The 15264-nt window shown below is 70.9% G+C and carries 20 protein-coding genes; 12 read left to right on the forward strand and 8 right to left on the reverse strand.

Annotated elements, in window-relative coordinates:
* From ABZS51_RS10380 to ABZS51_RS10395, 4 genes are all read left to right on the forward strand, one after another.
* A partial coding sequence (locus ABZS51_RS10380; RefSeq protein WP_355438411.1) for a cytochrome P450 occupies positions 1–528 on the forward strand: 528 nt, incomplete at its 5' end.
* Positions 529–682: 154 nt separating this feature from the next.
* Positions 683–1009 (forward strand): PadR family transcriptional regulator, encoded by a 327-nt coding sequence (locus tag ABZS51_RS10385; protein WP_355438413.1) that lies wholly within the window; start codon positions 683–685, stop codon positions 1007–1009.
* Positions 1006–1362 (forward strand): DUF1048 domain-containing protein, encoded by a 357-nt coding sequence (locus ABZS51_RS10390; RefSeq protein WP_355438415.1) that lies wholly within the window; start codon positions 1006–1008, stop codon positions 1360–1362. Before ABZS51_RS10385 ends, ABZS51_RS10390 begins: the two co-directional genes overlap by 4 nt.
* A gap of 1 nt (position 1363) precedes the next feature.
* A complete protein-coding gene (locus ABZS51_RS10395) occupies positions 1364–1690 on the forward strand; it encodes a DUF1048 domain-containing protein (RefSeq protein ID WP_310707958.1) in 327 nt (108 codons plus the stop codon).
* Positions 1691–1734: 44 nt separating this feature from the next.
* On the opposite strand, the gene ABZS51_RS10400 is transcribed toward ABZS51_RS10395, so the two are convergent.
* Positions 1735–2169 (reverse strand): TetR/AcrR family transcriptional regulator, encoded by a 435-nt coding sequence (locus ABZS51_RS10400; RefSeq protein WP_355438417.1) that lies wholly within the window; start codon positions 2167–2169, stop codon positions 1735–1737.
* Here ABZS51_RS10400 and ABZS51_RS10405 point away from each other — a divergent pair.
* Positions 2156–2353, forward strand: a complete 198-nt coding sequence (locus tag ABZS51_RS10405; RefSeq protein WP_355438419.1) for a hypothetical protein — start codon at positions 2156–2158, stop codon at positions 2351–2353. The two genes, ABZS51_RS10400 and ABZS51_RS10405, sit on opposite strands and share 14 nt — an antisense overlap.
* Before the next feature lie 76 nt (positions 2354–2429).
* On the opposite strand, the gene ABZS51_RS10410 is transcribed toward ABZS51_RS10405, so the two are convergent.
* Together ABZS51_RS10410 and ABZS51_RS10415 are read right to left on the reverse strand one after the other, a co-directional pair.
* Positions 2430–2873, reverse strand: coding sequence for a VOC family protein (locus tag ABZS51_RS10410; RefSeq protein WP_310707955.1), 444 nt, complete (start codon positions 2871–2873; stop codon positions 2430–2432).
* Between the two features lie 136 nt (positions 2874–3009).
* Positions 3010–4563: an FAD-dependent monooxygenase gene (locus tag ABZS51_RS10415; RefSeq protein ID WP_355438421.1), complete on the reverse strand. Its 1554-nt coding sequence runs from the start codon at positions 4561–4563 to the stop codon at positions 3010–3012.
* 65 nt (positions 4564–4628) lie between these two features.
* Here ABZS51_RS10415 and ABZS51_RS10420 point away from each other — a divergent pair, with 65 nt between their 5' ends.
* Positions 4629–5225: a PadR family transcriptional regulator gene (locus ABZS51_RS10420; protein ID WP_355438423.1), complete on the forward strand. Its 597-nt coding sequence runs from the start codon at positions 4629–4631 to the stop codon at positions 5223–5225.
* A 179-nt stretch (positions 5226–5404) separates the two neighbouring features.
* Positions 5405–6394 carry a BtrH N-terminal domain-containing protein gene (locus ABZS51_RS10425; RefSeq protein ID WP_355438425.1) on the forward strand — a complete coding sequence of 330 codons (990 nt, stop codon included), beginning with the start codon at positions 5405–5407 and terminating at the stop codon, positions 6392–6394.
* A gap of 40 nt (positions 6395–6434) precedes the next feature.
* Here ABZS51_RS10425 and ABZS51_RS10430 read toward each other — a convergent pair whose 3' ends face one another.
* Entirely contained in the window at positions 6435–7199 is a 765-nt protein-coding gene (locus tag ABZS51_RS10430; RefSeq protein WP_355438427.1) for an SDR family oxidoreductase, read from the reverse strand.
* Positions 7200–7317: 118 nt separating this feature from the next.
* On the reverse strand, positions 7318–8220 hold the full coding sequence (locus ABZS51_RS10435; RefSeq protein WP_355438429.1) for an AraC family transcriptional regulator: 903 nt from the start codon (positions 8218–8220) through the stop codon (positions 7318–7320).
* A 96-nt stretch (positions 8221–8316) separates the two neighbouring features.
* Here ABZS51_RS10435 and ABZS51_RS10440 point away from each other — a divergent pair, with 96 nt between their 5' ends.
* Positions 8317–9111, forward strand: a complete 795-nt coding sequence (locus ABZS51_RS10440; protein WP_355438431.1) for a phytanoyl-CoA dioxygenase family protein — start codon at positions 8317–8319, stop codon at positions 9109–9111.
* A gap of 63 nt (positions 9112–9174) precedes the next feature.
* Here ABZS51_RS10440 and ABZS51_RS10445 read toward each other — a convergent pair whose 3' ends face one another.
* Positions 9175–11949, reverse strand: a complete 2775-nt coding sequence (locus ABZS51_RS10445) for a BTAD domain-containing putative transcriptional regulator (protein ID WP_355438433.1) — start codon at positions 11947–11949, stop codon at positions 9175–9177.
* Positions 11950–12084: 135 nt separating this feature from the next.
* On the opposite strand from ABZS51_RS10445, the gene ABZS51_RS10450 reads away from it, so the two are divergent.
* Both ABZS51_RS10450 and ABZS51_RS10455 read left to right on the forward strand, forming a co-directional pair.
* Positions 12085–12537, forward strand: coding sequence for a carboxymuconolactone decarboxylase family protein (locus tag ABZS51_RS10450; protein ID WP_355438435.1), 453 nt, complete (start codon positions 12085–12087; stop codon positions 12535–12537).
* 36 nt (positions 12538–12573) lie between these two features.
* On the forward strand, positions 12574–12864 hold the full coding sequence (locus tag ABZS51_RS10455; protein ID WP_355438437.1) for a hypothetical protein: 291 nt from the start codon (positions 12574–12576) through the stop codon (positions 12862–12864).
* A 94-nt stretch (positions 12865–12958) separates the two neighbouring features.
* Here ABZS51_RS10455 and ABZS51_RS10460 read toward each other — a convergent pair whose 3' ends face one another.
* Positions 12959–13531: a TetR family transcriptional regulator gene (locus ABZS51_RS10460; protein WP_355438439.1), complete on the reverse strand. Its 573-nt coding sequence runs from the start codon at positions 13529–13531 to the stop codon at positions 12959–12961.
* Between the two features lie 98 nt (positions 13532–13629).
* Between ABZS51_RS10460 and ABZS51_RS10465 the strand changes: the two genes are divergently transcribed.
* Together ABZS51_RS10465 and ABZS51_RS10470 are read left to right on the forward strand one after the other, a co-directional pair.
* Positions 13630–13881, forward strand: coding sequence for a hypothetical protein (locus ABZS51_RS10465; RefSeq protein ID WP_355438441.1), 252 nt, complete (start codon positions 13630–13632; stop codon positions 13879–13881).
* Positions 13882–13981: 100 nt separating this feature from the next.
* The gene (locus tag ABZS51_RS10470) at positions 13982–14455 is read left to right on the forward strand and encodes a DUF2871 domain-containing protein (RefSeq protein WP_355438443.1); all 474 of its coding nucleotides are present in this window, start codon (positions 13982–13984) and stop codon (positions 14453–14455) included.
* Positions 14456–14476: 21 nt separating this feature from the next.
* Here the strand turns inward: ABZS51_RS10470 and ABZS51_RS10475 are convergent, their stop codons facing one another.
* The gene (locus ABZS51_RS10475) at positions 14477–15076 is read right to left on the reverse strand and encodes a dihydrofolate reductase family protein (protein WP_355438445.1); all 600 of its coding nucleotides are present in this window, start codon (positions 15074–15076) and stop codon (positions 14477–14479) included.
* Between the last annotated feature and the right edge of the window lie 188 nt (positions 15077–15264).

The following is a 15264-nucleotide window of genomic DNA, read 5'->3' on the forward strand; positions in this document are numbered from 1 at the left end:
CTGCAGGGGATGGCCCTGATCCTGCTGTCGGCCGGGTTCGACACCACCGCGAACATGCTGGCGCTGGGCACCTTCGCCCTGCTGCAGAACCCGGAGCAGCTGGCCGCCCTGCGCGCCGACCCGGCGCTCACCGACATGGCCGTGGAAGAGCTGCTGCGGTACCTGACCGTCGCCAAGCAGTTCCACCGGGTCGCGCTGGAGGACGTCGAGCTGGGCGGCCACACCATCACGGCCGGCACCACGGTCATCCTGTCCCTCCACACCGCCAACCGCGACCCTGAACGCTTCGCCAACCCCCACGTCCTCGACCTCCGGCGGCAGGACGGCGGCCACCTGGCCTTCAGCCACGGCATCCACCAGTGCCTGGGCCAGCAACTGGCCCGCGTCGAGATGCGCGTCGCGTTCCCCGCACTGCTCAACCGCTTCCCCACGCTGCGGCTGGCCGTACCGGCCGAAGAGGTCGCCCTGCGCCCGGAGACCGCGGACATCTACGGCGTCAAGAGCCTCCCGGTCACCTGGGACGCCTGACCACGAATCGACGTCGCCGGGTCAGGTGGTGATGTCGGGCATCCAGTCGCGGACCATGATGGGAATCGCTGCCGTGATCTACGCCTGGCCCTCCCCGCGCCCACTACAGTGGTACTCGGTAGTACGAAGTACCAGGAACCGAAGAGGACCTACGATGCACGACCTGACGGAGATGCTGAAGGGCACGCTTGAGGGCTGCGTGCTCGAAATCATCGGCAGCGAGGAGACCTACGGGTACGCCATCACGCGCCGGCTGAACGAACTCGGCTTCGCCGACGTCGTCGAAGGGACGGTTTACACCATCCTGCTGCGGCTGGAGAAGAACGGGCTCGTCCAGGTGACGAAACGACCGTCCGGGCTGGGTCCGCCGCGCAAGTTCTATGCGCTCAACGACGCCGGGCGCAAAGAACTCGCGACGTTCTGGGCGAAATGGGAGTACATCACATCACGGATCGACAACCTCAAGGAGGGCGGCAGATGAACTTCTGGGAGACCATAACCGGCAGCGATCTCACCAGGGAATGGAAGGCGTTCGAAGCCCGGGCCCAGGTATTGCCGGCCGACTACCGGGCGGCGTGGGAAGAGATCAAGGGTCATCTTTCTCTCTACTCGGACTTCACCGGCCGCAACCTGATGCCGATTCTCGACGGCGCCCTGGGGCTGCTCGAAGAGACAGCGTCCGAGGGGCAGAGCATTCACGAGGTGCTGGGTGACGACATCCAGGGTTTCTGCGCGGCGCTGGCCGGCGGAGAAGGGGCTCGGAGCTATCGCGACCGGTGGCGCGAGCAGCTGAACAGGAACGTCGCGAGGAAATTGGGCCGGCTAGGAGGCTGACGTGGGCATCCAGGACATCATCGAGGGCAAGAAGCAGTGGCGGGCGCACATGGCGCGGGTCAAGGCGCTCCCGCCCGACTACCAGATCGTCTACAAGGAGATCCAGAGGTACTTCTTCAAGGTCGGACCGATCGACTTGCATGACGGGACCCTGCTCTCCGGGATCGTCGACTTCTTCGAGGAGGGCGTCGCGGCCGGCAAGGGGGTCCTGGAGCTCATCGGCACCGACGTCGCCGCCTTCTGCGACGACCTGGTGAAGGACTCGCCCACCTACGCGGACATCTATCAGGAGTCCGTCAAGGGGCAACCCGGCACGGCCGAGAAGTAATACCGGGAACATCGGACCCCTGACCGTCGGCAGCCTTTCCGGCATCACCGCGGCGAGCCGTGCGGTGCTGTGGATGCCAGTCGTGCCGCCGGTGGTAGTGGCGCGTGCTGAGGGCAGGCTTCGAACGCCTGGATCACCAACCCGGCGAAGCGTCGGGAGGCCGCGGTCTGGGTGGCGGCCGACGTGGCGTGGATCCCCTTGTTGGCCATGAGTATGAGAATCAGGTCGTCCAGGACGAAGTCGGACCGCAGGCGTCCTGCTTTCTTGGCTCGCCGGGCCAGCTCGGCGACTGCTCGCACCGTGTACTCACGGCCCGCGGCGACGTCCGTCACCCCTGGGAAGGTCGACAGGAAGGCCTCGGTGAAGCCCCGATCGCGGGCGTGCAGCTCACAGATCTTCTCGATCACCAGGCACAGGCCGCGCCACGGATCAGGGTCCGCGATCATGGCGGCGTTCCAGAAGTCGATGTCCTTCGCCACGTTCAGCGCGGCCACCGTCAGCCCGGCCGATCGGGGCGCCGTGCGCGGCGAGCAGTTCGCCGCAGCCGGTCGCGGCGAGATCGAGACGGTGGTGCACGAGTGGCTGCCCCTGGACGGAGCCGTGCTGGCGCACCAGAAGATGGACGCGGGTGAGGTCTTCGGCAGGATCGTGCTGGCACCGTAGCCCCCGCGGCCCGGAACCGGGGCGACCCGAGCAGATCGCGCTGACGCCACGCGCGATCAGAGGTCGTCAGCGATCCTCAAGGGTGCCCGCGCCTGGAAACGAAGATGCAGAAGGGGTGTCCAGCCAGGTCGGCGTACACACGCAGGGGTTCCTCGGCGTCGTCGATACGGTCCAGCAGGAGCCGGCCGCCGAGGCGCAGGACGCGTTCATGTTGTGCCCGCAGCTCCTCGACCGATGTCACGGTCAGGTCCAGGTGCGACTGCTGCGGCACCCGGCCCTGTGGCCATGTCGCTTCCGGCAGCTCGTCGACCTGCTGGAAGGCCAGCTGGGGAGCGCCGTCCGGGGTCCTCAGCACCAGCCAGTCGCGGCCCCGCTCGTCATCGCCCGTCGGTTCCGGCGGCTCATCGCCGGGCCGGTAGACCAGGCCGAGCAGGGACCGGTAGAACTCCGCCAAGGCCCTCGCATCGGTGCAGTCGAGCACCACCTGACACAGCCTGAGCCCGCTGTCCTGATCGGCCACTCGAACCCCGCTCCCTGTGGTCATTCCGGCCTCCGCCGTCATGCCCTCTGCACGCGGCGCCAGGGGTTAAACGTGCGGAGCGGGTTCGCGGTGGTCGTCGATCCGTTCGCTTTCCGGTCCGTCCGCCGGCCCACCTCTAGGCGGTGATCTGGACACGCCGTAGTGCGTCGGCCAGCCGCTCCGCATCCGGTTCGCCGTCGGCGAGCCAGGCGACGTAGCCGTCGGGGCGGACCAGGACGGCGGCCCTGCCGTAGCGCTCCGCCCAGCGGTTCTCGACGTCCGTCAGCTCGGCATCGGTCGCCCGGGGGCCGACCTGGTGGGCACGTACGCCGTCCACCTTCTGCGCGGCGCGCGCCCATGCCTCGTCGCCGGGCCCGCACAGCAACGTGAAGGCGTCATGGAACAGGTCGTGGACGCCGATGCGCAGCCCGTCACGGTCGAGCCAGAGGTGCGGGGCGCGGACACCGGGCCGGGCCTTCGGCTCGACCTCGTCGCCGAACACCGGGCCGGGTCCGGGGCCGATCATGGCGGCGGAGGTGTAGCGCTGGCCGAGGATGCAGATCACCGGGTCGACCGGGTCCTCCTCGGGGGTGGGGCCGAAGCGGGCGGCCTGGCTGCGCACGGTCAGGTCGGCGAGCTCCAGGGCGACGGGGCGGCGCTCGGCCTCGTAGGTGTCGAGCAGCGCGTCGGAGGCCCGCCCTTCGAGCACGGCGGCCAGCTTCCAGGCCAGGTTGTGCGCGTCCTGGACCGCCGAGTTCGCGCCCATCGCCTGGGCGGGCGGCCACACGTGGGCTGCGTCGCCGACCAGGAAGACGCGGCCGGAGCGGAAGCGGTCGGCGACGCCGACGGCCTCCGTCCATGACGCCTTGCTCACCACCTCCACGGGCACGTCGCGGCCGATGAGCCGCTTCGCGGCGGCGAGGCAGCGCTCGTCGGTGAAGTCGGCGGGTGATTCGGTGCGCGGGTCGTACGCGAGGGACAGGCCCCAGTGATCGCGGAGAGCGTGCGTGGTGAAGGCTCCCATGGCGCCGGTGCCGGGGTCGCCGATGATCCAGAACAGGGCGCGCCTGGTGAGGATGCCCGACAGGTCGGCGCGGATGACGAACGTGACATAGTGCCGCAGCTCGCGCAGGCCGGGGCGGGCGATGCCGAGCTGCTCCCTGATGCCGCTGTGGTAGCCGTCGGCGGCTATGACGTACTGCGCCCGGACCGTGTGCGGCTCGCCGGTGGCCAGGTCGCGCAGTTCGGCGGTGACGCCGCCGGCGTCGGCCGTGATCGACTCGCACCGGGTTCCGAACCGCAGCTCGGCGCCCTTGCCCCGGGCGGCCTCGATCAGGATCGGCTCGACCGTGCTCTGGTCGGCCAGGCAGAACTCGCCTGCGGTCAGCTCGGGCAGCGCGCGGGGGGATTCCTCGTCGAAGATCCACTGCCAGTCGTCCACCAGGCTCGCGCACCTGGCGACGCCGGCGTCGTCGTCGAAGGGGCGGCCCGCGTCCTTGATGAGCTGGTCCAGGCCCAGCGGGCGGTAGATCTCCAGCGTGCGGGTGTTGATGCCTCTGGCGCGGCCGAAGAGCGAGACACCGCTGTGGCGGTCGGCGAGCAGGCAGGGAACGCCCTGGTGGGCGAGGAAGAGCGCGGAGGCGAGGCCGGCGTACCCGCCGCCGACGATCAGTACGGGGGTTTCTCTCATGATGGTTATAGTTACAGCGACACTAGTTACGCGTCAACTAGTAACGCTGGGGATAACATCGGGCCATGGCTCTTGACCGCGGTTCTCCGCTCGCCCTCACAGTGCTCGCCCTGCTGCGCCAACAGCCGCTGCACCCGTACGGCATCCAGCGCCTGCTCAAGCAGTGGGGCAAGGACGTGGTGGTGAACGTGGGCCAGCGGGCGAGCCTCTACCGCACGATCGACCGGCTGCAGGAGGGCGGCCTGATCCAGGTCCGCGAGACCGGCCGCGACCAGCAGTACCCGGAGCGCACGGTCTATGAGATCACCGACGAGGGCGGCCGGACGCTGTACCGCTGGCTCGACGAGATGCTGAGCGCCCCAAGGCAGGAGTTCCCGCAGTTCCCGGCGGCATTGGCCAGCGCGCTCCTGCTCGCGCCCGACGAGCTGGCCGAGGCGCTGGAGCGGCGCGAGCGGGCGGTCGCGAAGACGCTGGCCGGGCTGGAGGAGATGCTGACGGCCGAGGACGACCTGCCGCGGATCGCGGTGCTGGAGATCGAGTACCTGCGCGAGGTGACGGCGGCCGAGGCCCGGTGGCTGCGCGGAGTCGTCGAGGACCTGCGTGCCGGGCGGATCACCTGGTCACGGGAGTCTCTGGAGAAGGCGGCGGCGCGACGGGAGTGACCTTCCCGGCGGCGACACCCGCTTCGTCGCCGGCGGCCGCGGCCCGGCCCTTCGGTACAGCGGTGGACTCTCCCACCGCGGGAGGGTCCACCATGTTGGCGTGCGCCCGAACAGGCACGCGATGCCCGGACCATCACCGTGACGACCCGGCTGATCATCCCCGTTGAGGAGAGCATGGCATGACGAAGGTGAGAGATGTCGATGCCCGCGGTACGCAGCACTGCGAGACGACGACTCTGGGGGTGCTGCTGCGGCACCAAGGAGTTGATCTGTCCGAGCCCATGCTCTTCGGCCTGGGCTCCGGTCTGTCCTTCGTCTACTGGGACAGCAAGGGCATGGACTTCCCCTTCCTCGGCGGACGGGTCAAGCCTTTCGACCTCACCAGAAACCTGGCCACCAGGCTCGGGCTGGAGCTCGTGGTCCGGGAGACCGCCTCCCCCCGCAGGGCATGGGAGAACGTGGCGGCCCCCATCGACGCCGGCCACCCCGTCGGGCTGCAGCTCGACAGCTACCACCTGGACTACTTCGGGTCGAAGGTGCACTTCGGCGGTCATGTCGTCGCCATGTACGGCTACGACGACCACGACGCCTACCTGGTGGACACCGACCAGCAAGGCGGAGCGGTGTCCACCAGCCTGACCAGCCTCGCCCAGGCCCGAGCCGCGCGCGGCCCGATGACGGCCAAGCACCGGTCCTTCACCCTCACCGCTCCGACGAGCCTGCCTTCCCCGCGGGACCAGGTCATTCCTGCCATCACCGCCTGCGCCGACGCCTTCCTCGACCCGCCCATCGCCAACCTGGGTCACCGTGGGATCGACAAGGCCGGCAAGCTCGTACGCACATGGCTCCAGCGGGCCGACGACCCGCAGCGGGACCTGCCGCAGGCCGCCCTCCTGATGGAGAAGGCCGGCACCGGCGGCGCCCTGTTCCGTAACCTCTACCGAGACTTCCTCGGCGAGTGCGTCCAACTCCTCGACAGCAGCCACCTGCGCACCGGCCACGGGCTGTACACCGAGGCGGCGACCCTGTGGACGGAAGCCGCGGCACTGATCGCGAAAGCCGGTGAAGCGGGCGATGCGCAGTACCTCGTACAGGCGGGCGACGTCCTGGGCGATATCGCACGCACAGAGCGCGCGGCGATGCAGGCGCTGAGCTGCCTGGGGGGATGAACTGACAGCCTTCTTCCGCAGCGCGCCCGCTCGGGAAGGGTCAGGCGATGGGGCCGAGATAGGTTCCGCCGGAGACGTCGATGGTCTGGCCGGTCACCCAGCGGCCCTGCGGCCCGGCCAGGAAGGCGACGACGTCGGCGACGTCCTCCGGCTCGCCGAGCCGTCCGAGTGCGGTGATCGCCTCCAGCCCGGCGACGACCTCGGGGATGGAGGTGTAACCCGCGGTCATGTCGGTGCGCACCGCGCCGGGCGCGACCGTGTTCACGGTGATGCCGCGCCGGCCCAGCTCGTTGGCCAGCGAGGGGGCCATCGACTCCAGCGCGGCCTTGGTGATGGTGTAGCCGATCTGCGTGGAGACCGCGAAGCGGCTGGCGGTCGAGCCCATGTTGACGATGCGGCCGCCGTCGTTCAGCAGCGGCAGGGCCCGCTGGATCACGAAGAACGGCGTGGTGACGTTGATCGCCAGCAGCATGTCCAGCTCTTCCGGCGTGACCTGCGCGATCGGGTTGCCGGAGCCGATGCCCGCGTTGTTGACCACGATGTCCAGGCCGCGCCCCGCCAGCCCCGCGGTCAGGCCCTCGAAGAGCCGGTCCACCTCGCCGTCCTCGCCGAAGCGGGCCCGGACGGCGAACGCGCGGCCTCCTGCCTCCTCGATACGGGCCACGGTCTGCTCGGCCGCCTCCACGTTGCCGCCGTAGTGGACGGCGACCTCGGCGCCCTCGGCGGCCAGCCGCAGCGCCACCGCCCGGCCGATGCCCCGCGAACCACCCGTGACCAGCGCCGTCTTGCCTGCCAGGAAACCCATGTCCGCTCCTCAGTTGCGGGGCCGGTCCTCGGTGCGGACCCGGCCATGGGTCAACCGTGGCGTGGGCGGCTCACCGCACGCTCACCAGCCGCTCACCGGCCACGCTGACCGGCCACGCTCACCAGCCGCTCACCGGCCACACCTCCGGGGCCGCCTGTGCGGCGGCTGCCCGGCTGTGGCGCCGGTACTCGGAGGGTGTCAGTCCGACCAGCGTCCGGAAGCGGCGGGCGAAGTACGTCGGGTCGTCCCAGCCGACGGCGGCGCCGACCCGGGCGGCCGGCAGGGTCGAGTGCGTCAGTAACGTGGCGGCGCGCTCGGCCCGCAGCCGAGCCAGGAAGCCCAGCGGCGTCAACCCGACGTACCGTCCGAACAGCCGGCCCAGATAGGCGGGGTCCAGGTTGACCGCCCGGGCGAGATCGTCCAGCCGCCACGGCCGGGCCGGATCGGCCTCCAGGCGGGCGACGGTGGCGGCGACGGCGGGGTGGACGACAGGTTCGGACGCCTTCCGTCCGGGGTCCCGGCCGTCGGCCAGGATGCCCAGCACGGTGACCAGCCGGCCCAGCACGCGGCCCGGCCGGCTCTCAGCGCCGGCGAGGTCCCGTTCGAGCAGGCTGATCTCCGTGATGGTCTCCTCGGCGGCGGCCGGATCGACGGTCGTGACCGCGACGCCGTGCGTGCCGGATGCCACCGGATCGGTCCACAGCATCCGGCGCAGCATCGGGATGTCGTACAGGGCCGCCAGCTCGGCTCGTAGCGCCTGCGCGGACAGGCAGCAGTTGGCGACGGTCAGGTCGCTGCAGTCCCGGAAGCCGTGCCAGGCGCCGGGGCGGAGCACGATGACCTGCCCGCGCCGCAGCGGGTGCTCGCCCTGGCTGGTCACGTGCCGGCCGTGACCGCTGCCGATCACCGCGATCTCGAGGAAGTCGTGCGCGTGCGACTCGATGTCGAGATCCACCTGGTGAACGCCTCCCAGGACCGGGCTCCCGGCGAACAGCGCGTGCTCGTGCAGCGTGGCAGGCATGTCGGGATCGTACGACTGCTCGTCGGGATCGGCCTAGCCCATGGCGGCACCCAACGGCGACGCTTGCGGTAGCCCAACGGCAGGACCATGGAGGTCATGATGGACACGACCACGATCGAGCAGTCCGGCAGCGACGTCGGCGCCGACGGCCGGGTGTCGGACGAGCTTGTGACGGCATACCGCGAATCCGGTTTCGTACGAGTACGAGGCGTCCTCGATCCGGGCGAGGTGGAGCGCTTCCGGGCGAGCGCCGAGGCGTTCCTGGAGGCGCATCGCGCGGAGAGTCTGGAGAAGCAGGGCGTCTTCAGCCAACTGGTCAACGTCTGGCAACGCGACCGCACGCTGCGGGAGCTCACGTTCCACCCGCGGCTCGGCCGGATCGCCGAGCAGCTCGCCGGGTTCTCGCTGCGGCTCTGGCACGACCAGATGCTGGTCAAGGAGCCGCACAACAACGCCGCGACCGAGTTCCACCAGGATCGGCCGTACTGGCCTCATGCGGGTGACCGGCTCCCGCTGTCGGCATGGATCGCGCTGGTCGACGTTCCGCCGGAGCGGGGCTGCATGACCTTCCTGCCGGGCACCCAGGATCGCACCGGCCTGCGCCCGCAGGACCTCCACCACGAGGAGGACCTGTTCACGATGGACCCGTCGCTGCGCTGGATCCCCCGCGTCACCGTGCCGCTCCGCGCCGGCGACTGCACCTTCCACAGCGGCTACACCGGCCACATGGCGCTGCCCAACCGCACCGACCAGGCCCGGCTCGCGCACGTCACCATCTACATGGACGAGGCGACCCGCTACAGCGGGGGCGAGCACATCGTGACCGACCCTCTCGGGCTCGCCGCGGGCGACCGGTTGGACGGCGGCACCTTCCCCCGCCCCTGGGCCTGATCCGGCCCGGAGGTGACCGCGCGCGCCGGCCGCGCAGGGTCGCCGCCGGCGCCGACGGCTCGATCACGCGGTGCGGACGGCCTCCTCCAGGAAGGCGCGGACCTCCTCGGCCTCCGGAACGCCGAGCTTCCCGTAAAGGCCGAGAGCCAGCCGGCCGTGCTCGCGAGACTGCTCCGCGTGCCCGAGCGCGAGATGGGCGCGCGCCAGCCCGTCGTGAGCACGCGCCTGCTCCGGCCGGTTGCGGGTCCGGTCGGCGAGCGCGAGCGCGGCCGTGTGCTCCTCGACCGCCCGGGCCGGGTCGCCCGCCGCCTCGGCCAGCCCGTTGAGCGCGGCCGCCTCGTCGGCGGTGTTGCCGAGCCTGCGGTACAGGGCCGCGGCCTGCTCGTGGCGGGTGCGTGCCTGGGCGAGCTCGCCCTGATGCCGGAGGACGACGCCGAGGTGGTTGAGGGTCACCGCCGCCCCGGCCGGGTTGGCGACCTTGCGGTGGAGCGCCAGCGCGAGGTCGAGATGGCGCCGGGCCTCCTCCGGACGGCCGGCGCGGTCCAGGACGAGGGCGAGGATGCCGAGCACGTGGGCCTCGCCCCAGGTGTCGGCGCCGATCCGAGTGAGGTCGAGCGCCTGCTTGAGGTACTGCTGCGCCTGCGCGTCCTGCCGCCGGCGCAGGGCCACGTTGCCCAGCGTGAGCAGGGCCCTGGCCCGTTCGTACGTGTCCTCGCAGGCGTCGAGCGCCTGGCGGGCGTGCTCCTCCGCGCGCTCGTACTCGCCGAGCCGCCAGTACGTCCACGCCAGGTCGGTGAGCGCTCGCGCCTCGAACTCGCGGCGGCCCAGCTTGCGGCTGCGCTGGAGCGACAGGGTGTGGAGGGTGATCGCGTCGTCGTGGTGCGCCTGCCGGTCGAGGTAGGGGCGCATCGCCAGGGCGAGCATGCCCAGGCAGATCTCGGGTCCGTGGACGGCCGTCGCGATGATGTTGGAGCGCTCGGCGTCGAGCCAGGCGATCGCCTCCGCGGCGTCGCGGACGGGGGCGATCGGGGAGTCCGGCTGGGGGATGCCCTCCCGCTGGCTGAGGCTGTCCGGGAACAGCCGGTCCACCGCCGCGCGGGAGCGGTGCAGGTAGTAGGTGAGCAGCCGCAGGACGGCGCCGTCGTCCTCGGCGATCGAGCGGGCGTGCTCGCGGAGCAGGTCGTGGAAGGTGTATCGGCCCGGTTCGAGCTGCAGGAGCATGTGGGCGTCGAGGAGGGCTTCGAGCAGCTCCTCCGCCTCCTCCTCCGAGATCCCGGCCAGCGCGGCCGCGCCGTACGGGTCGATGTCGCGCCCCGGCACCAGCCCGAGCAGGCGGAACATGCGCTGCTCGGCCTCGTGGAGCTGCTCGTAGGAGAGGATGAAGGCCGCCGACACGCCGTCCAGGAGCCGGCGATGGTCCCGCAGCCGGCCCGCCAGGTAGGACACGGTCCAGCGCGGGCGGTGCTGGAGGCGGGCGGCCGAGATGCGGATGGCAAGCGGCAGGTGCCCGCACAGCCGCAGCACCTCGCGTACGGCGTCCGGCTCGTGGTGAGCGCGTTCGCCCACGATGCGCTCGAACAGCTCGACGGCGTCCTCCTCGCCCAGCACGTCGACCGACAGGGCGTGGGCGCCGTCCAGGTCGACGAGCCGCCGCCTGCTGGTGACCAGGACGAGGGTGTCGGAGTGTCCCGGCAGCAGGGGACGTACGTGCTCGGCGTCGAAGGCGTTGTCCAGGACGGCCAGCACGCGGCGATCGGCCAGCTCGGCGCGCCAGAGGGCGCTCCGCTCGACCAGCGTGACCGGGATGCGGTCGGCGGGCACCCCGAGCTGGCGGAGGAGGGCCTCCAGGGCGGCGGCGGCGTCGACCGGCTCCCGGCCCGCGGTGTGGGCCTGGAGGTCGATGAACAGCCGGCCGTCCGGATAGCGGGCGGCCAGCCGGTGGGCCACGTGGACGGCGAGCGTGGTCTTGCCGATCCCGGCCATGCCGTCGATCGTGACGACCGCCGGCCCGCGGTAGTCGTCCACGAGCCGCTCCAGCTCGGCGGACCTTCCGGAGAAATCGGGAATGTCGTAGGGCAGGAAGGTGGAGCGACGCGGCGGCCCGGAGCCGGCCGGCGGCGCGCCGGCCGGCCGCAGGGCCGGATCGTCCGCCAGGACCGCCCGCTCCAGCTCGGTGAAGGCGCGTCCGGGGTCCAGCCCCTGCTCGTCCGCGAGAGCCGTCCGGTAGGCACGCGCCGCGGCCAGGGCGTCGGCCTGCCGTCCCGCCCGGTGCAGGGCCATGACGAGGTGGCCGTTGAGCTTCTCGCGGAGCGGCTCGGCGGTCACCTGGGCGGCGAGCTCGTCGAGCAGGTCGCCGTGCCGCCCGGCGGCCAGCTCGTCCTCCACCAGGCGCTCGTACGCCGACAGCCGCCGGTCGTTCCAGAGCTCGCGGACGCCGGTGACGTAATGCGCGTGCACGTCCTCCAGCGCCTCGCCGCTCCACAGGTCCAGGGCCGCGCGCAGCTCGCCGGCGGCCACCAGGTCGGTGAACTCCTGCGCGTCCACCTGCCCGGGCTCCGGTCGCGCGACGTAGCCGCCGGCACGCGTCTCCAGGAGCTGTACGGCTCCCGCGGCACGCAGCACCTTGCGGATCGCGGTGATCGAGGCGTGGATCTGCGACCGGGCGGTGTCGGGCCGGTCGTAGCCCCACATCGCGTCGATCAGCCGCTCGATGCTGATCACCCGGCCGGCGTTGAGCAGGAGGTAGGCCAGCACAGCCCGGTGACGTGGGGCGATGCCCGTCAGCGGCGCGCCGTCCACGATCATCTGGACGGGCCCGAGAAGAGTGAAGCGCAGCATCGTTCCCCCATCACTTCGCATCGTGCGCGCATAGCGAATGTATCAATCCGGGCAGCCACTCTGGTCTCACACGAACCGAGCACGAACCCGAACGAACCCGCACGAACCGAGCACGAACCGATACGGAGGAACACGATGGAAGCCCGGATGAAGAACCCCGCCACGGTCATCCCCGCCGCGATGAAGCCGATCATGGAGTTGATGAAGGCCGCCCAGTCGCAGGGTCTGCCCCAGGAGCTCATGGAGATGATCCACCTGCGGGTCAGCCAGATCAACGGCTGCAGCTTCTGCGTGGACGCCGGCCTGAAGAACCTGCGCAAGCTCGGCGCGAGCGACGATCGCATCGGGCTGGTCGCCGCCTGGCGCGAGGCTCCCTACTACACCGACGCCGAGCGGGCCGCGCTGGCGCTGGCCGAGGCCTCGACCCGGCTGGCGGACCACACCGACGCCGTCTCCGACGAGGTCTGGAACAACGCCGCCGACCACTTCGACGAGCAGCAGCTCGCCTCGATCCTGCTGATGACCGCCGTCACCAACCTCTTCAACCGCCTGAACGCCCCGATCCGGCAGGTCGCCGGCAGCTGGTAACCCCCAACCCCCCACCATGCAGAAGGAGGCACCGACATGTCCGTCGTCCGCTCGCACCGCTACTCCGTCGCCGAGGCCGACCTGGAGGAGTTCCTGGCCCGCCGCAGCTCGCTGATCGCGACCGTCCGGGAGGGCCACCCCGGGCTCACCCACGCCGTGCTGATCCGCCTTGAGGACGGCAGCTACACCGACACCTGGCACTGGGAGACCGGCCGGCAGATGGGCGCCGCGCTCGCCGCCATCCCCACCTTCCCGGAGGCGCCGCTGACCATGGCGCTCACCAAGGACGGCACCGCCCTGAACGGCCAGGTCGTCGACGAGCGCTGAGCCCCGATGCGACGGCGAACCCGGCACGATCGTCCCGTGACGGTCGTGCCGTGACGGAGGCGACGACATATGCCGGCGACGCGAGTCCAAGGGGCTAGCCGACCAGCTTGGCGACGACGCGGACGAGGGTCTCCCGGGCACTCCCAGGACTTTCCGCCATGATGAGCTGGGCGAGCTGCGGAGTGGCGTACCACCATCCGGCCAGCGCGATCACCGCGTAGAGCAGCTCCCTGGGCGCGAACTCCGCGCTCAGAGCGCCCGTCTTCTGGGCCGTGGCCAGCGCGGCCAGCTTGGCGGCGTAGTGGGCGCCGCGCTGCTCCCCCGCCGTGACCGGGCCGTCACCGCGGTGCAGGCCCTCCCAGTGCAGCAGGCGGATGAGCTGCGGATGCTCGCGGTGGTAGTCGTACACCCGGCCGGCGTACTCCGGCAGGTCGGCGGCCAGCCGGTCGTCCAGCGGCACCGCCTCGGCCAGCCGCTCCAGCGCCCAGGTCAGCACGGCGGCGAACAACTGCTGCTTGTTGCCGAAGTACTGGTAGATGCGCTCCTTGTTGACGCCCGCGGTGCTCGCCACCCGGTCGAGCCGGGCGCCCGCGGGGCCGTGCTCGGCGAACTCCTGCACCGCCGCGTCCAGCAGGAGCTGCCGCGTCCGTTCCGTGTTCCACGCCATGGCCGTCAGCATAGCCAGAATTCCAACTCGACAGTTGGAGATCCCTCTGCCAGACTCCAACTATCCAGTTGGAATCTGCTCTGGAAAGGGATCGACCCATGCTCTCCGCCCCCTCCGTCCACCGCCGCGCACTGATCACCTGGCTGTCCGTCTACTCGATGATCATGCTGGTCCAGCTGCTGATCGGCTCGGCCCTGGCCTCGCTCCCGCTGCCCCTGCGCACTCTGGTGCTCACCGCGATCGTGGTCCCCGTGGTGGTGTACGGCCTCGTGCCCACCCTGCTGCGCGCCCACGAGCACCTCCGCCGTCGTCAGCGGGCCCGCGCGCCGGAGCGGCTCCGGGATCTTTGAGCCACGGGTCATGGGACGTTGCCGAACCCGTCATTGATGCGGGATGGGCCGGTCCGCACAGTTGATGTGCCCCATCGGCACGCCTTGAAGGACGTCACACATGCGAAAGATCCTCAACACCGCCCACCTCTACATGATCATCGGCCTGGTCAGCGGCTTCTACTACCGCGAGCTCACCAAGTTGAACGACTTCACCGGCGACACGCAGCTCAGCGTCGTCCACACGCATGCGTTCGCGCTCGGCATGCTGGTGTTCCTCATCGTCCTGGTGCTGGAGAAGCAGTTCGCGCTGACCTCCAGCCGGCTGTTCGGCTGGTTCTTCTGGATCTACAACGCCGGTCTGGCGCTGAGCATGGCCATGATGACCCTCCACGGGACCTTGACGGTGCTGGGACGTCCCAGCGGCGATGCCATCGCGCTGATCGCCGGGCTGGGTCACATCCTGCTCACCGTGGGCCTGGTCCTGCTGTTCGTCACCCTGGGCAAGCTCCTGCCGGCCAAGGCCCGGCCGGACGCCGAGCCGGCTCTCCCGGACAGCCGGGCAGGCGCGACGTCGGCTCCGGGTCCCCGATGACCTCCACGACGTGCGGTCCCTCTACCGGACCACCCGGTACGTCAGGTGGGTGACGAGGCCGGTGCCCGAGGGGGCGCCGAGGGGTTCGAGGGTGATGTCGCCGACGTCGCGGAGCAGCCGCTCGCCTCCGCCGAGGATCACGGGCGCGACGTGCAGGCGCAGCTCGTCGATGAGCCCCGCCGCCAGGTACTGGTTCACCGTCGCGGCGCCGCCCGCGATGGCGACGTCACGGTCACCGGCGGCCTCGCGCGCCTGGGCCAGCGCCGCCTCGATCCCACCGATGACGAAGGTGAACGTCGTGCCGCCCTTCATCGTCACCCGCTCGCGCGGGTGGTGGGTGAGGACGAAGACCGGCGCGTGGTAGGGCGGCTCGTCGCCCCACCAGCCGTTCCAGTCCAGGTCCCAGGCGCCGCGGCCGGGGCCGAACATGTTGCGGCCCATGATGAACGCCCCGGCCGCGGTGATGCCCTCGATCTCCGCGGCGTGCCGCTCGGGCTCGTCGAACATCCACTGGTGCAGGCGCTCGCCCGCTCCCTCGCCGAGCGGGTTCTCCATGCTCTGGTGCGGTCCGGCCACGAAGCCGTCGAGGGACATCGCCATGTCGCACGTGACCTTGGTCATCTCGCTGCCTCCTGCGTCCGCGGCGCCCGTCCGGCGCCGCCTTCACGGGAAGGTCGGAGCCGTCCGCCCGTTCTTCACATCCGGCCGGCATCCTTTTCGGCGGACGCGCCTGCCTGAGGCTCGGAGGCGGCGTGAGACGCCCGGCGGATGTGGCACGATCGAGTCAGCACCGCCAGGCGAGCACGCCG

This window comes from Nonomuraea sp. NPDC005501, assembly GCF_040605905.1.
Classification (GTDB): domain Bacteria; phylum Actinomycetota; class Actinomycetes; order Streptosporangiales; family Streptosporangiaceae; genus Nonomuraea.

Excerpts from the sequence above, each read along its gene's own strand:
- ABZS51_RS10405 (WP_355438419.1), top strand. The coding sequence starts at position 2,156 with ATGTCCTTCGCCACGTTCAGCGCGGCCACCGTCAGCCCGGCCGATCGG.
- ABZS51_RS10425 (WP_355438425.1), top strand. The coding sequence starts at position 5,405 with ATGACGAAGGTGAGAGATGTCGATGCCCGCGGTACGCAGCACTGCGAG.
- ABZS51_RS10445 (WP_355438433.1), bottom strand. The coding sequence starts at position 11,949 with ATGCTGCGCTTCACTCTTCTCGGGCCCGTCCAGATGATCGTGGACGGC.
- ABZS51_RS10450 (WP_355438435.1), top strand. The coding sequence starts at position 12,085 with ATGGAAGCCCGGATGAAGAACCCCGCCACGGTCATCCCCGCCGCGATG.
- ABZS51_RS10465 (WP_355438441.1), top strand. The coding sequence starts at position 13,630 with ATGCTCTCCGCCCCCTCCGTCCACCGCCGCGCACTGATCACCTGGCTG.
- ABZS51_RS10460 (WP_355438439.1), bottom strand. The coding sequence starts at position 13,531 with ATGGCGTGGAACACGGAACGGACGCGGCAGCTCCTGCTGGACGCGGCG.
- ABZS51_RS10415 (WP_355438421.1), bottom strand. The coding sequence starts at position 4,563 with ATGAGAGAAACCCCCGTACTGATCGTCGGCGGCGGGTACGCCGGCCTC.
- ABZS51_RS10440 (WP_355438431.1), top strand. The coding sequence starts at position 8,317 with ATGATGGACACGACCACGATCGAGCAGTCCGGCAGCGACGTCGGCGCC.
- ABZS51_RS10455 (WP_355438437.1), top strand. The coding sequence starts at position 12,574 with ATGTCCGTCGTCCGCTCGCACCGCTACTCCGTCGCCGAGGCCGACCTG.
- ABZS51_RS10430 (WP_355438427.1), bottom strand. The coding sequence starts at position 7,199 with ATGGGTTTCCTGGCAGGCAAGACGGCGCTGGTCACGGGTGGTTCGCGG.
- ABZS51_RS10475 (WP_355438445.1), bottom strand. The coding sequence starts at position 15,076 with ATGACCAAGGTCACGTGCGACATGGCGATGTCCCTCGACGGCTTCGTG.
- ABZS51_RS10385 (WP_355438413.1), top strand. The coding sequence starts at position 683 with ATGCACGACCTGACGGAGATGCTGAAGGGCACGCTTGAGGGCTGCGTG.
- ABZS51_RS10470 (WP_355438443.1), top strand. The coding sequence starts at position 13,982 with ATGCGAAAGATCCTCAACACCGCCCACCTCTACATGATCATCGGCCTG.
- ABZS51_RS10435 (WP_355438429.1), bottom strand. The coding sequence starts at position 8,220 with ATGCCTGCCACGCTGCACGAGCACGCGCTGTTCGCCGGGAGCCCGGTC.
- ABZS51_RS10390 (WP_355438415.1), top strand. The coding sequence starts at position 1,006 with ATGAACTTCTGGGAGACCATAACCGGCAGCGATCTCACCAGGGAATGG.
- ABZS51_RS10420 (WP_355438423.1), top strand. The coding sequence starts at position 4,629 with ATGGCTCTTGACCGCGGTTCTCCGCTCGCCCTCACAGTGCTCGCCCTG.